We start from the raw sequence: 12534 nt of genomic DNA on the forward strand, positions 1-12534 counted from the left end.
AGCGGGGAGCCTCGCCACGCCGGAGCCGGAGCCGGAGCCACAGTCGAAGTCGAAGTCGGGGTCGAAGTCGGGGTCGAAGTCGGGGTCGAAGTCGGAATCGGTGTCAGTGCGGGTGCCGGAGCCAGAGCCGGTGCCGAGTTCGCACTCGGATTCGGACTCGGACTCGGCCTCGGGCCCGAGTTCGGGTTCGAGTTCGGGTTCGAGTTCGCGGGCGTCGTACGGAGGTTCATGCCACGGGCTCCGTCAGTTCGCGGTCCGTGGGGACCTCCGCCGTGAGGGTGACCGCCGCCGGGTCCAGGTCGGCCGGCGTCGGCATCACGCTGCCGGGCAGCTGGACGGCGGCCGCGCCGTGGGCGACGGCGGAGGCGAGCGCCTCCGGGCCGCTGCCCCCGGCGATCAGGAAGCCGGCGAGCGAGGAGTCACCGGCACCCACGTTGCTGCGTACGACGTCGACACGCGCCCCGGCGAACCAGGCACCCGCGCCGTCCACGAGCAACTGCCCGTCGGCGCCGAGGCTCGCGAGCACCGCGTGGGCGCCCATCTCGCGCAGCTCCTCGGCCGCCTTCAGCGCGTCGCCGACGGTCGCCAGGGGGCGCCCGACCGCCTCCGCGAGTTCCTCGGCGTTCGGCTTGACCACGTCGGGCCGTTCCCGCAGCGCTTCGAGCAGGGCGGGCCCGGAGGTGTCCAGCGCGATCCGTACACCGGCGGCGTGCGCCCGCGCGACCAGGTCGGCGTACCAGGAGGGAGCGAGGCCCCGCGGCAGGCTCCCGCAGCAGGCGATCCAGTCGGCCCCGCGCGACTGCGCGCGCACCGTCTCCAGGAGCAGCTCCTGCTCGGCCGCGGACAGTTCGGGACCCGGCGCGTTGATCTTCGTCAGGACGCCGTCCGCCTCCGCGAGCGCGATGTTCGAGCGGGTGGCCCCGGCGACCGGGACCGGCGCGACCTCGATGCCCTGCGCGTCGAGCAGTTCGGCGACGAGCGCGCCCGGCGCGCCGCCCAGGGGCAGGACGGCGACCGTGCGCCGCCCCGCGGCGGCCACGGCACGCGAGACGTTCACTCCCTTGCCGCCCGGGTCCATGCGCTCGCCGCGCGCGCGGATGACCTCTCCGCGCTCCAGCGAAGGAACCTCGTACGTACGGTCGAGGGACGGGTTGGGAGTGACGGTGAGGATCATGCGCGTACTACTTCCGTGCCGCCGCGCTCGATGGCGGCGGTGTCTTCGGGGCTCAGCCCGCTGTCGGTGATCAGCAGGTCCACGTCGCTCAGGTCGCCGAAGCGGGCGAAGTGCTCCTGACCGTGCTTGGCGGAGTCGGCGAGCAGCACCACGCGGCGGGCGGCCGCCATCGCCGCCCGCTTCACCGCGGCCTCGGCGAGGTCGGGGGTGGTCAGACCGTGCTCGGCGGAGAAGCCGTTGGCGGCCACGAAGAGGACGTCCGCCCGGATCTCGCCGTACGCCCGCAGCGCCCAGGCGTCGACGGCGGCGCGCGTACGGTGCCGTACGCGCCCCCCGACGAGGTGGAGCTGCATACCGGGGTGGTCCGCGAGGCGGGCCGCGATCGGGAGGCTGTGCGTGACGACGGTGAGCGAGGCGTCCAGCGGGAGGGCCGCGGCGAGACGGGCGACCGTGGTACCGGCGTCGAGGATCATCGTGCCCTCGCCCGGCAGTTCCGTGAGGGCCGCCTTGGCGATGCGGTCCTTCTCGTCCGCCGAGGTGGACTCGCGTTCGGTGAGGTCCGGCTCGAAGTCGAGGCGTCCGGCCGGTATGGCGCCGCCGTGGACCCGGCGGACGAGGCCGGCCCTGTCCAGGGCCTTCAGGTCGCGGCGGATCGTCTCCGCCGTGACCTGGAACTCCTCGGCCAACGACAGCACGTCGACCCGGCCGCCGTCACGGGCGAGCCGAAGGATCTCCTGCTGCCGCTCCGGTGCGTACATGTCCGTTCGCCTCCGACTGATGCCCGAACTTGTGGTTTCGCCTGGAGGCTACGCCCGGATTTCCGGAATGTAAACAGGTTCGGGCATGGAGCGGACGTAAACGGGCTTCCGGCTGGGCGTGCGGTGATTCGCGGGGGGGGGGGGGCGGAGGGGTGATGACACGGGACGGTCATCCGCGGGAGCGTCGGGGTGACGGCGGGGGCAGTGATGCGAGGGGAGCATTGGGGTGGTGGCGGGACGGTCGTGCAAGGGGCGGAGGCGGAGAAGCCGAAACGGCGGTGCCCGCGGGCACCGCCGTTCTCACCGCCGTTGTCCCCACCGCCCCACCGGAGCGAGAACCCGCAGATCAGGGCACTCGCGGGTCAGGACACCAGCTCCGGCTTGCGCCCCGTCGCGTCGCCTCCCGCATCCCCTTCCGCAGCGGAGTCCCCTTCCACAGCGGCATCCGCGTCCGACGCGCCTTCCATGTGCTGCGCCGGCCGCTTCGGCAGGGCGAACATCAGCAGGAAGATGGCGGCCATCACCAGGGCCACCCAGACCAGGGCGTGCTGGAAGGCGTTCACGAAGGCCGGGCCCACCTGGGCCGGGGTCAGCCGGTCGCCGATCTCGCCGAAGAAGACCACCGACACCAGTCCGAGTCCCAGCGCGTTGCCCATCTGCTGCACGGTGTTGATGAGCCCGGACGCCGAACCGGCGTGCTCGCGCGGCACGTCGGAGAGCACCGCGTCCGTCAGCGGAGCGACGATCAGGCCCATGCCCACGCCCATCACGACCAGCGGCAGCGCCATCTGCCAGGAGGCGATACCGAGCCCGTAGCGCTCGGACTCCCAGATGTAGAGCACCACACCGGCCGCCATCAACAGCGCGCCCGCCTGAAGCACCCGGCGCCCGAAGCGCGGCACCAGCTGCTGCACCGACAGACCGGCCGCCGCCGACACGGCGATCGAGAAGGGCACGCCGGTCAGCCCCGCCCGCAGCGGGCTCCAGCCCAGCCCTATCTGCATGTACAGCGTCCAGACCAGGAAGAAGACACCGAGCGCGATCCCGAACACGGTCTGCACCGCGATACCGGCCGCGAAGCTCTTCACCCGGAACAGCGACAGCTCGACCAGCGGGGAGCCGTCCCGCGCGGCCTTCCTCCGCTCGTACGCCACCAGCGCGGCGAAGACGACGAGCGCGCCCGCCATCGAGACGTGCCCCCACAGTGGCCAGCCCAGCTCACGGCCGCGGGTGAGCGGGTAGAGCAGCATCAGCAGGCCCAGCGTGACGAGCGCGACGCCGACCATGTCCAGCTTGAGGGCCCGCGGAGCCTTGGACTCGCTGATGAAGCGACGGCCGAGGAGCAGGCCCGCGATGCCGACGGGCAGGTTGATGAGGAAGATCGGGCGCCATTCCAGACCGAAGAGGTTCCACTCGGTCAGCAGCGCGCCGAGCAGCGGGCCGGAGACCGCGCCCAGCCCGACGACCGCGCCGAACAGCCCGAACACCTTGCCCCGCTCGTGGGCGGGGAAGGTGGCGTGCACGATCGACAGGACCTGCGGCACCATCATCGCCGCCATGCCGCCCTGGAGGATGCGGGAGGCGACCAGCATCTCCGGGTTCGCGGCGAAGCCGCACAGCGCGGACGCGAGGGTGAATCCCCCGATGCCGACGAGGAACAGCCGCTTGCGGCCGTGGATGTCACCGAGCCGCCCGCCGGTGATGAGTCCGGCGGCGAACGCCAGCGCGTACCCCGCGGTGATCCACTGGATCTGGCTGAAGGACGCGCCCGCGTCCTTCTGGATGGACGGGATGGCGATGTTGACGATCGTGACGTCGACAAGGTCCATGAAGGCCGCGGTCATCACGATCGCGAGAGCGAACCAGCGACGCCGGTCACCTACGTCGGGCTGAGCACTGAGAGGGGTCTCGGTGGAGGTCATGGCAAGAAGCTAGGCCCCCACTAGGTCAGATTGTGTCCTAGTTCTACGCCATCCTCGAAGTATGACGACGGACACACCGGCCCGGCTCCTCCAGCTCCTGTCCCTCCTCCAGACACCCCGCGAATGGCCCGGCGGCGAGCTCGCGGACCGGCTCGGGGTCTCCCGCCGTACGGTCCGGCGGGACATCGACCGGCTGCGCGAACTCGGCTATCCGGTGCAGGCGAGCAAGGGCACCGACGGCGGCTACCGGCTGGTCGCGGGCAAGGCGATGCCGCCGCTCGTGCTCGACGACGAGGAGGCGGTGGCGATCGCGGTGGGACTGCGGGCGGGCGCCGGGCACGCACTGGAGGGCGTGGACGAGGCGTCGGTGCGGGCGCTGGCCAAGCTGGAGCAGGTGCTGCCGTCCCGGCTGCGCCACCGCGTGGCCACCCTCCAGGCCGCCACCACGCCACTGACCAGCGGGGACGGGGCGACCATCGCGCCCGAGACACTGACCGTCATGGCCTCGACGGTGGCCGGACACGAGCGGCTGCGGTTCGCCTACCAGGCCGCCGACGGCACCGAGTCGCGACGCGTCACGGAGCCGTACCGGCTGGTGTCGACGGGGCGACGGTGGTATCTCGTCGCGTACGACCTCGACCGCGAGGACTGGCGGACGTTCCGGGTCGACCGGGTGCGCGAGCCGTTCCCGACCGGGGCGCGGTTCACTCCGCGCGAGCTGCCGGCGGGGAGTGCGGCGGAGTACCTGCGGCAGTCGATCCATCGGCGCCAGGAGACGTACACGTTCGACGTCACCTTCGCCGGGCCGACCGAGGTCGTGGCGGCCCGGCTGCCGGGCCGGCTCGGCACACCGGAGCCGTCGTCGGGCGGATGCCGGGTACGGGGCACGACCGGCGATCCGGTGGAGTGGCTGGCGGTGCGGCTGGCGGGGGTGGGGTGCGAGTTCACGGTGCGCGGACCGGAGGAACTTGTCACGTACGTGAGGGAGTTGGGCGGAAGGCTGAGCCGGGCTGCGGGTGGGTGAACCGCCGCCCGCCCGACGCCATCCGCCCGGGCGCCCGCCACCCCGCCGGTCTCACGGCCCGTCCCGACGCGCCCCTCGCACCATCCGCCCGGACGCCCGTCCCACCGCCCGTACCCCGTCCCCCCTACCCCGGCGTACGCGCCCCGCCCCGCCCCCGCCGCCTACTCCATGTCCTCCCACGAAAAGCCCCGCAGCACGGTCAGGTTGCCCAGGGCCAGTGCCGCCGGGCCCTCCCCGGAGGTGGGCGCCGTGTCTCCCGCCGCCCAGACCTCGACGGCCACGCGGACCGCGGCGCTCGCCGTGGCCGCGGCGAAGCGGAGGCGGGGGGACGCGGTGAGACGCGCGGCAACGATGTCATCTCCCGGGGCCAGCCGTCGCGCCAGGATCTCCGTCAGCGAGCCCTCGGCGTCGTGGCACACCTCGGCCCAGACCTTCCGCAGCGCCGGGCTGGCCTCGGCCAGCCGGATCAGGGTGCGCACCCACTCCCAGGCGACCGCCGACACCCCGACGCCGGGCGTCAGCGTGTCCCGCACCGCGTGTTCGAGGGCCTGCGGCAGGGACAGTTCGGCCGGGGCGTCTCGCACGGCCTCCGCCCAGCGCTGGGCGCCCGCTGCGTAGAGCGGGGCGACGGACTCCTCCTTGGTGGCGAAATAGCGGTAGAAGGTGCGCGGGGCGATCCCGGCGGACTGGGCGATGTCCTCGGCGCGGGTGGCCCGCAGGCCGTGGGTCACGAAGAGGCCGGCCGCCGCCCGCGCGATCTCCATCCGGGTCGCCGCCTTGCGCCGCTCGGTCAGCGAGGAGGCGGAGGGCGGAGAGGATGCGGAGGACGCGGAGAAGGGGGACGCGGCGGGTGCAGAGGAGGGGTACGCGGCGGAGGAGCGTGCTGCGGAAGCGGCGGCAGCCGAGGAAGCGGAAGAGCCAGAAGAAGCTGGTGCGGGGGTGGTACTCACGCTCGGCAGGCTATGCCCATGTGGCACAATCTGCCATTCGGCGGGCCACCCCGGGGTTCAGGTACGGGGTGCCCCGCCTTCTCGACGTGTCCGCACCCGAAAGTCTTCTCCCCGACCACCCCGGAAGCCCCTGCCTCGACAAGAGAGAGCCGGGCTCCGGCACCCGGGGGGGGTGGGCGCCGAAGCCCGGCTCTGGGAGAGTCCCGGCGCCGGGGGGGGTTGCGTCGGGACTTGGCTCAAGGACGGGTCACCGGTGTCTCACGGAACCCGAACTCCTGTGCCCTGAGGTTTTGTTCCCGGGGCCCAGTGGGTTGAAGCGGCGTTACATCGCCATGTTTGCGCGGGCTTCGGCCACCCGGCGTACGCACCCCTCGGCGTAGTGCGCCGGATGGTGCGCCGGACGGCCGAAGCCCGCACCATGTCAGGCCGCGGCGTCGAAGCCGGTCGAACGAGCCAGCTTCTTCAGCTCCAGCAGCGCGTGCTTCTCGATCTGGCGGATGCGCTCGCGGGTCAGACCGTGCTCCTTGCCGACCTCGGTCAGCGTGCGCTCCCGGCCGTCCTCGATGCCGTAGCGCATCTTGATGATGGAGGCCGTGCGCTGGTCGAGGCGGCCGATCAGGTCGTCGAGCTCCTCGCTGCGCAGCAGCGTGAGGACGGACTGCTCCGGGGACACGGCCGAGGTGTCCTCCAGGAGGTCCCCGAACTGGGTGTCGCCGTCGTCGTCCACCGCCATGTTCAGCGAGACCGGGTCACGGGCCCAGTCGAGCACGTCGATGACACGCGCCGGCGTCGAGCCGAGCTCGGCGGCGATCTCCGCGGGCTCCGGCTCACGGCCGTGCTCACGGTTGAACTCGCGCTGTACGCGCCGGATCCGGCCCAGCTCCTCCACCAGGTGGACGGGCAGGCGGATGGTGCGGGACTGGTCGGCTATCGAGCGCGTGATCGCCTGGCGGATCCACCAGGTGGCGTACGTCGAGAACTTGAAGCCCTTGCGGTAGTCGAACTTCTCGACCGCGCGCACCAGACCGGCGTTGCCCTCCTGGATCAGATCGAGCAGGGGCAGACCACTGCGGGGGTAGCGGCGCGCGACGGCGACGACCAGACGCAGGTTGGATCGGATGAAGACGTCCTTGGCCCGTTCCCCGGCGGCGACCAGCACCTCGAGCTCCTCGCGGGTGGCGTCCGTGCCGGACTCCACCTCGCCGTCGAGGACCTGCTGGGCGAACACACCCGCTTCGATGGTCTGGGACAGCTCGACTTCCTTGGCGGCGTCGAGCAGCGGTGTGCGCGCGATCTCGTCGAGATACATGCCGACCAGGTCGCGGTCGGCGATCTCGCCGCCATGGGTGCGAACACTGCCTGCCGCGTCGGCCGTCTCGCCGGTGGCGGACTTACGACGGGCGACGGCACGGGTTGCCATGCGTGCTCCCTTGCGATGGTGGGTCAGCGGGTGGTCCATCGGACGCCTGACACCGCGCCCAGGACTCTCGCGGCTAATTCCGGACTCTGCTCGGGTGCCCGGCATCTGATGGAAACAACGACTGGAATCAGGACAGAATTCCCAACGCGTCCCCCTATTTTTCTGATCATGCAGTACCCTGTGCCGCCACGGAGGGAGACGGATGCCGTCGGAGCGTACAGAACCCCAGGTCAGGCCGGGAGTCGAAGCTGATCTCGAAGCCCTCACCGAGCTCTACAACTACTACGTACGCGAGACGCCCATCACCTTCGACACCGCCGCCTTCACGCCCGAAGAGCGCCGCCCTTGGCTGCTCTCCCACCCTGAAGACGGACCGCACCGGCTGATGGTTGCCACGGAGACGGACCTCGGTGCGATCTCACAGGGCTCAGAGGCCTCACAGAAGATCCTGGGTTACGCCACATCCAGCCCCTACCGCCCCAAGGCCGCCTACTCGACCTCCGTCGAGGTCACGGTCTACGTCGCCCCGCACGCCGGCGGCCGCGGTGTCGGCACGCTCCTGTACGAGGCCCTCTTCGCGGCCCTGGCCGGCGAGGACCTGCACCGCGCCTACGCCGGCATCGCCCAGCCCAACGAAGCGTCCGCGCGACTGCACGAACGCTTCGGGTTCCGGCACGTCGGCACCTACCGCGAGGTGGGCCGCAAGTTCGGCCGGTACTGGGATGTGGCCTGGTACGAGAAGGACCTGTAGGAACTCCGGACCTGTCCCAGATCTGATCGGATCGGCTCGGCCCAGGTCGGCCCAGGTCGATCGGATCGGGTCGGGTCGGCTCGGCCCAGATCGGGTCGGGTCGGCCCAGATCGGCTCGGGTCGGGTCGGCTCGGGTCGAGGTCAGCCGAACTGCACCGACCGCTTCGCCATCCCCAGCCAGAAACCGTCGATCACCGACCGCTGGGTGTCCAGCTCACCGGCCACCTCCGCCGCGCCCATGGTCACGAACAGCGGGGCGAAGTGCTCGGTGCGCGGATGGGCGTACCGGCCCGCCGGGGCCTTGTGGAGGAAGTCCAGCAGGGCGTCCCAGTCGCGGTTCTCCAGGGCGCTGTGGCCCCAGTCGTCGAACTCGGACGACCAGGTGGGCACTCCCCCGCCGGTGTGCCGCAGCGCGGCGAGGTTGTGGGTGAAGAAGCCGGAGCCGACGATCAGTACGCCCTCGTCGCGCAGCGGCGCCAGCCTGCGGCCGATCTCCATCAGCCGCACCGGGTCGAGGGTCGGCATGGAGACCTGGAGGACCGGGATGCCGGCGTCCGGGAACATCTCCACGAGGGGGACGTAGGCGCCGTGGTCCAGGCCCCGGTCCGGGATGTCCTGCACGGGGGTGCCGGGGGCGCGCAGCAGCTTGCGTACGGACTCGGCGAGTTCGGGGGCGCCGGGCGCCTCGTACGTCACCTGGTAGTAGCGCTCCGGAAAGCCCCAGAAGTCGTAGACGAGCGGCACGGTCCGGGTGGCGCCGAGGGCGAGCGGGGCCTCCTCCCAGTGTGCGGAGATCATGAGGATCGCCCGGGGGCGCGGCAGGTCGGCGGACCAGGCGGCGAGTTGCCCGGGCCAGACCGGGTCGTCCGCGAGTGGCGGGGCACCGTGGCTGAGATAGAGGGCGGGCATGCGCTCCTGGGCGGCGGCGGACATGGCGGCGACTCCCTCGGGTGGACCGAACGGCGGACTGGTGGTGCAAGCGGTGCGGGTGGTGCAAGCAGCACAAGCGGCGCAAGCAGTGCAGCGGCGCATGGGCGGTAATACTTGAACTCTAAAGCTATTTGCGCCCAGGCTACGCCTTGTTTGTTTAACCTTCAAGGAGAGTGCTCGTACAGTGGGGCCCATGAACCCGGCATCCACGTCGCCCGCTGAAGAACCCCACTGGCTCACGTCCGAGGAACAGCGCGTCTGGCGCTCCTACCTCCACGCCACCACGCTGCTGGAGGACCATCTCGACCGCCAGCTCCAGCGGGACGCGGGCATGCCGCACATCTATTACGGCCTGATCGTCGCGCTCGCCGAGGCCCCGCGGCACCGGCTGCGGATGACCGAGCTGGCCATGAAGGCGAAGATCACCCGCTCCCGTCTCTCCCACGCGATCGCCCGGCTGGAGAAGAACGGCTGGGTCCGCCGCGAGGACTGCCCCTCCGACAAGCGGGGCCAGTTCGCGGTGCTCACGGACAACGGCTTCGAGGTCCTGCGGCGCAACGCGCCGGGCCATGTGGCGGCCGTACGGCAGGCGCTCTTCGACCGGCTGACCCCGGAACAGCAGAAGTCCCTCGGCGAGATCATGCAGATCATCGCCGAGGGACTTCAGCCGAACGAAGCGGGTGCGGACCTGCCCTGGCTGCGCTGAACAAGCGGCTCACGCGGCCGGGCGAGGCCCGGAAGCCTCCCGGAGGCCGTCCGAAAGCCTCCAGGACATCGTCCGTACGAGGCGTCCCCTTCCTCGTACGGACGCGGGGCCCGAAGGGGTGGTGCGACGCGACGGGCGCCGTCGGCCGGCGCCCACCGCCATCAGTGGACGATCACCCGTGTCAGCGGGTGACCACCCGTCTCGGTGGACCGTCTCGGCGGACCGTCTCGGCGGACCGCCTCAGCAGACCGTCTCGATGGCCCGTGTGCGCGGACCGCCTCAGTGGGCGATCACCGGCATCAGCACCTCGTCGTCGGCGCCCTCGCCGGCACCCGAGCCGCGCACCGCGCCCATGTCCGGACGGCCGGCGTTGACCAGGGTGAAGGCGATGGCCGCGGCCACGACCAGGATGCCGACGGCGAACCAGATGGCGTTGGTGTAGCCGTTCACCATGCCCTCCAGCTGGACCAGCTGCTGCTGCGGCTTGGAGGCGGCGGCACCGATGTGGTCCTTGATGTAGGACGCGGTGGCCGAGGCGGCGATCGTGTTCAGCAGGGCCGTACCGATCGCACCGCCCACCTGCTGCGAGGTGTTGACCATCGCGGAGGCGACACCGGCGTCGCGCGGCTCGACACCCTGGGTGGCCAGCGACATGGCCGGCATGAACGCCGTACCCATGCCGAGGCCGAGCAGCAGCTGGGCCGGCAGGAGCAGACCCGCGTACGAGGAGCCGATCTCCATCTGGGTCAGGAGCAGCATGCCGACAGCGGCGGTCAGGAAGCCGGGGCCCATCAGCAGTCGCGGCGCGACGCGGGTCATCAGACGGGCGCCGATCTGGGTGGAGCCCGTGATCATGCCCACGATCATCGGCAGGAAGGCGAAGCCGGTCTTGACCGGCGAGAAGCCCTTCACGATCTGGAGGTAGTAGGTCAGGAAGAGGAACAGGCCGAACATCGCGATGATCGCGAGGCCGAGCGAGAGGTACACACCGCCGCGGTTGCGGTCGGTGATCACGCGCAGGGGCAGCAGCGGAGCCTTGACCTTGGACTCGACGAACACGAAGGACGCGAGCAGCACCACCGAGGCGACGAACAGGCCGATCGTCGTCGCGTCGCTCCAGCCGTTCGACTCCGCGCGGGTGAAGCCGTAGACGAGGGAGACCAGGCCCAGGGTGGACAGGACGACACCCGGGATGTCGAGCGGCGAGCGGTTGCGGCCGCCGGCCGGCTCACGGATGACGAAGTACGCACCGGCGGCGGCGACCACCGCGAACGGGATGTTCACGAAGAACGTCCAGCGCCAGTCCAGGTACTCGGTGAGGAAGCCGCCGAGGATCAGGCCGACGGCGCCGCCGCCACCGGCGATCGCGCCGTAGATGCCGAACGCCTTGGCGCGCTCCTTGGCGTCCGTGAACGTCACGGCGAGCAGCGAGAGGGCGGCCGGGGCGAGCAGCGCGCCGAAGGCACCCTGCAGGGCGCGGGCGCCGAGCAGCATGGCCTCGCTCTGCGCGGCACCGCCGACGGCGGACGCGGCGGCGAAGCCGATCAGGCCGGTCACGAAGGTGCGCTTACGGCCCCAGATGTCGGCGATACGGCCGCCGAAGAGCAGCAGACCGCCGAAGGCGAGCGCGTAGGCGGTGATGACCCACTGGCGGTTGCCGTCGGATATGCCCAGGTCCTGCTGGGCGGAGGGCAGCGCGATGTTCACGATGGTCGCGTCGAGGACGACCATCAGCTGGGCGAGCGCGATGAAGACCAGCGCTTTCCAGCGGTTGGCGTGTGCGTCGGTCGCGTCGGGGACGCGCCGGGCTGTTTCAGACATGGGGGTACCCACTTCGGGACTTCGTGACGGAAAAGGCAGTATAAGCCGCTAAAAAAGCAGCAAAAAGGGACGGGCCGTCTGCACTGCTGTTCAGACGGTCTTCGGATGAACACTCTGGAGACGGGCGAAGCGCGCGGAACTCATCGCTCCATGCGCTCGACTCGAATCGTCCTTGACTCGACTCGGCTCACCCTCGACTCAAGTCGCCTCGACGCGAATCGTCCGTGACTCGCGTCGTCCTCGGCTCGAGCCGTCTCGACTCGCTCGAATCGCCGGACTCGAGTCGTCTCGTTCCGACTCGTCTCGGCTGTCGGTAGGGATGTCGGTGTGGTGGATAGCGGTATCACTCAGACCTGACGCAGGTCCTCCATGGTCACGGCGGAGCCGGGCAGGACGGATCGGGCCGGAGCCCGCAGACCGTCCAGGAACAGTTGCAGATGGCGGTGCACGAAGCGGTCGATGCTGAGGCACCCCGTACCGGCCGGGGGCCGGCTGAGCTGGGTCACGGCGACCATCAGGTCACCGACACCCACGTCGGCGCGAAGCTGTCCGGCCGCCTTGGCGCGGTCCATGACCCCCGCGATGACCCCCTCGGCGCGCTCACGCACGGCCTCCAGATCGGGATGGTGCTCGTCGAACGTGCTGGAGAACATCGGACACAGCGCGCCGATCCGCTCGTCGGCGGCGGCGTGCACGAAGTGCTCCAACGCCGCGAACGCGTCACCGGTCTCGGCGAGCGCCACCTGGCCGGCCCGCACCGTGCGTTCCATGACCGAGCAGACGACCTCGCGGACGAGGGCGTCACGGTCCGGGAAGTTGCGGTACAGCGTGGCGTTGCCGACCCCCGCCCGGCGGGCGATCTCGTCGAGCGGCACATCCGGGCCGAACTCGACGAACATCTCCCGGGCGGCCGTGACGATCCGCTCCCTGTTACGCAGGGCGTCGGCGCGGGGCCGGGTCGGCTTGCGCTGCACGGGGGGCGCGATCGCGGTCTGCACGGTGTACTCCACGAGTCGAGATGACTGCGATCCGGGGACCCTCTCCCCGTTTCGCTCGGACACCTGGCTAAACGGGGAAT

At 71.0% G+C, this 12534-nt stretch carries 11 protein-coding genes; 3 read left to right on the forward strand and 8 right to left on the reverse strand.

The window, feature by feature from the left end:
* Positions 1 to 226 precede the first annotated feature (226 nt).
* The 3 genes from pfkB to ACFV0T_RS13745 all read right to left on the reverse strand — a co-directional run bounded on the left by pfkB (position 227) and on the right by ACFV0T_RS13745 (position 3854).
* Entirely contained in the window at positions 227 to 1174 is a 948-nt protein-coding gene (gene pfkB / locus ACFV0T_RS13735) for a 1-phosphofructokinase (RefSeq protein ID WP_385777960.1), read from the reverse strand.
* On the reverse strand, positions 1171 to 1932 hold the full coding sequence (locus ACFV0T_RS13740) for a DeoR/GlpR family DNA-binding transcription regulator (RefSeq protein WP_385777962.1): 762 nt from the start codon (positions 1930 to 1932) through the stop codon (positions 1171 to 1173). Before ACFV0T_RS13740 ends, pfkB begins: the two co-directional genes overlap by 4 nt.
* Positions 1933 to 2294: 362 nt before the next feature.
* Positions 2295 to 3854: an MFS transporter gene (locus ACFV0T_RS13745; protein WP_385777964.1), complete on the reverse strand. Its 1560-nt coding sequence runs from the start codon at positions 3852 to 3854 to the stop codon at positions 2295 to 2297.
* A 61-nt stretch (positions 3855 to 3915) separates the two neighbouring features.
* Here ACFV0T_RS13745 and ACFV0T_RS13750 point away from each other — a divergent pair, with 61 nt between their 5' ends.
* Positions 3916 to 4878 (forward strand): helix-turn-helix transcriptional regulator, encoded by a 963-nt coding sequence (locus ACFV0T_RS13750; protein WP_385777966.1) that lies wholly within the window; start codon positions 3916 to 3918, stop codon positions 4876 to 4878.
* Positions 4879 to 5039: 161 nt separating this feature from the next.
* Here the strand turns inward: ACFV0T_RS13750 and ACFV0T_RS13755 are convergent, their stop codons facing one another.
* Complete coding sequence (locus ACFV0T_RS13755; protein WP_385777968.1) at positions 5040 to 5642, reverse strand: TetR/AcrR family transcriptional regulator; 603 nt, start codon at positions 5640 to 5642, stop codon at positions 5040 to 5042.
* 607 nt (positions 5643 to 6249) lie between these two features.
* Positions 6250 to 7248 (reverse strand): RNA polymerase sigma factor RpoD/SigA, encoded by a 999-nt coding sequence (locus ACFV0T_RS13760; RefSeq protein ID WP_385777970.1) that lies wholly within the window; start codon positions 7246 to 7248, stop codon positions 6250 to 6252.
* A gap of 202 nt (positions 7249 to 7450) precedes the next feature.
* Here ACFV0T_RS13760 and ACFV0T_RS13765 point away from each other — a divergent pair, with 202 nt between their 5' ends.
* On the forward strand, positions 7451 to 7999 hold the full coding sequence (locus ACFV0T_RS13765; protein ID WP_385777972.1) for a GNAT family N-acetyltransferase: 549 nt from the start codon (positions 7451 to 7453) through the stop codon (positions 7997 to 7999).
* A gap of 141 nt (positions 8000 to 8140) precedes the next feature.
* Here the strand turns inward: ACFV0T_RS13765 and ACFV0T_RS13770 are convergent, their stop codons facing one another.
* Positions 8141 to 8932 (reverse strand): dioxygenase, encoded by a 792-nt coding sequence (locus tag ACFV0T_RS13770; protein WP_385777974.1) that lies wholly within the window; start codon positions 8930 to 8932, stop codon positions 8141 to 8143.
* 190 nt (positions 8933 to 9122) lie between these two features.
* Here ACFV0T_RS13770 and ACFV0T_RS13775 point away from each other — a divergent pair, with 190 nt between their 5' ends.
* Positions 9123 to 9635 carry a MarR family winged helix-turn-helix transcriptional regulator gene (locus tag ACFV0T_RS13775; protein WP_385777976.1) on the forward strand — a complete coding sequence of 171 codons (513 nt, stop codon included), beginning with the start codon at positions 9123 to 9125 and terminating at the stop codon, positions 9633 to 9635.
* Between the two features lie 279 nt (positions 9636 to 9914).
* On the opposite strand, the gene ACFV0T_RS13780 is transcribed toward ACFV0T_RS13775, so the two are convergent.
* Complete coding sequence (locus ACFV0T_RS13780) at positions 9915 to 11456, reverse strand: MFS transporter (protein ID WP_385777979.1); 1542 nt, start codon at positions 11454 to 11456, stop codon at positions 9915 to 9917.
* Between the two features lie 347 nt (positions 11457 to 11803).
* On the reverse strand, positions 11804 to 12454 hold the full coding sequence (locus ACFV0T_RS13785) for a TetR/AcrR family transcriptional regulator (RefSeq protein WP_385778093.1): 651 nt from the start codon (positions 12452 to 12454) through the stop codon (positions 11804 to 11806).
* Between the last annotated feature and the right edge of the window lie 80 nt (positions 12455 to 12534).

The organism is Streptomyces sp. NPDC059582, from assembly GCF_042735715.1.
Taxonomy (GTDB): domain Bacteria; phylum Actinomycetota; class Actinomycetes; order Streptomycetales; family Streptomycetaceae; genus Streptomyces.

Excerpts from the sequence above, each read along its gene's own strand:
- ACFV0T_RS13775 (WP_385777976.1), top strand. The coding sequence starts at position 9,123 with ATGAACCCGGCATCCACGTCGCCCGCTGAAGAACCCCACTGGCTCACG.
- ACFV0T_RS13780 (WP_385777979.1), bottom strand. The coding sequence starts at position 11,456 with ATGTCTGAAACAGCCCGGCGCGTCCCCGACGCGACCGACGCACACGCC.
- ACFV0T_RS13770 (WP_385777974.1), bottom strand. The coding sequence starts at position 8,932 with ATGTCCGCCGCCGCCCAGGAGCGCATGCCCGCCCTCTATCTCAGCCAC.
- ACFV0T_RS13745 (WP_385777964.1), bottom strand. The coding sequence starts at position 3,854 with ATGACCTCCACCGAGACCCCTCTCAGTGCTCAGCCCGACGTAGGTGAC.
- pfkB (WP_385777960.1), bottom strand. The coding sequence starts at position 1,174 with ATGATCCTCACCGTCACTCCCAACCCGTCCCTCGACCGTACGTACGAG.
- ACFV0T_RS13750 (WP_385777966.1), top strand. The coding sequence starts at position 3,916 with ATGACGACGGACACACCGGCCCGGCTCCTCCAGCTCCTGTCCCTCCTC.
- ACFV0T_RS13755 (WP_385777968.1), bottom strand. The coding sequence starts at position 5,642 with ATGGAGATCGCGCGGGCGGCGGCCGGCCTCTTCGTGACCCACGGCCTG.
- ACFV0T_RS13760 (WP_385777970.1), bottom strand. The coding sequence starts at position 7,248 with ATGGCAACCCGTGCCGTCGCCCGTCGTAAGTCCGCCACCGGCGAGACG.
- ACFV0T_RS13740 (WP_385777962.1), bottom strand. The coding sequence starts at position 1,932 with ATGTACGCACCGGAGCGGCAGCAGGAGATCCTTCGGCTCGCCCGTGAC.
- ACFV0T_RS13765 (WP_385777972.1), top strand. The coding sequence starts at position 7,451 with ATGCCGTCGGAGCGTACAGAACCCCAGGTCAGGCCGGGAGTCGAAGCT.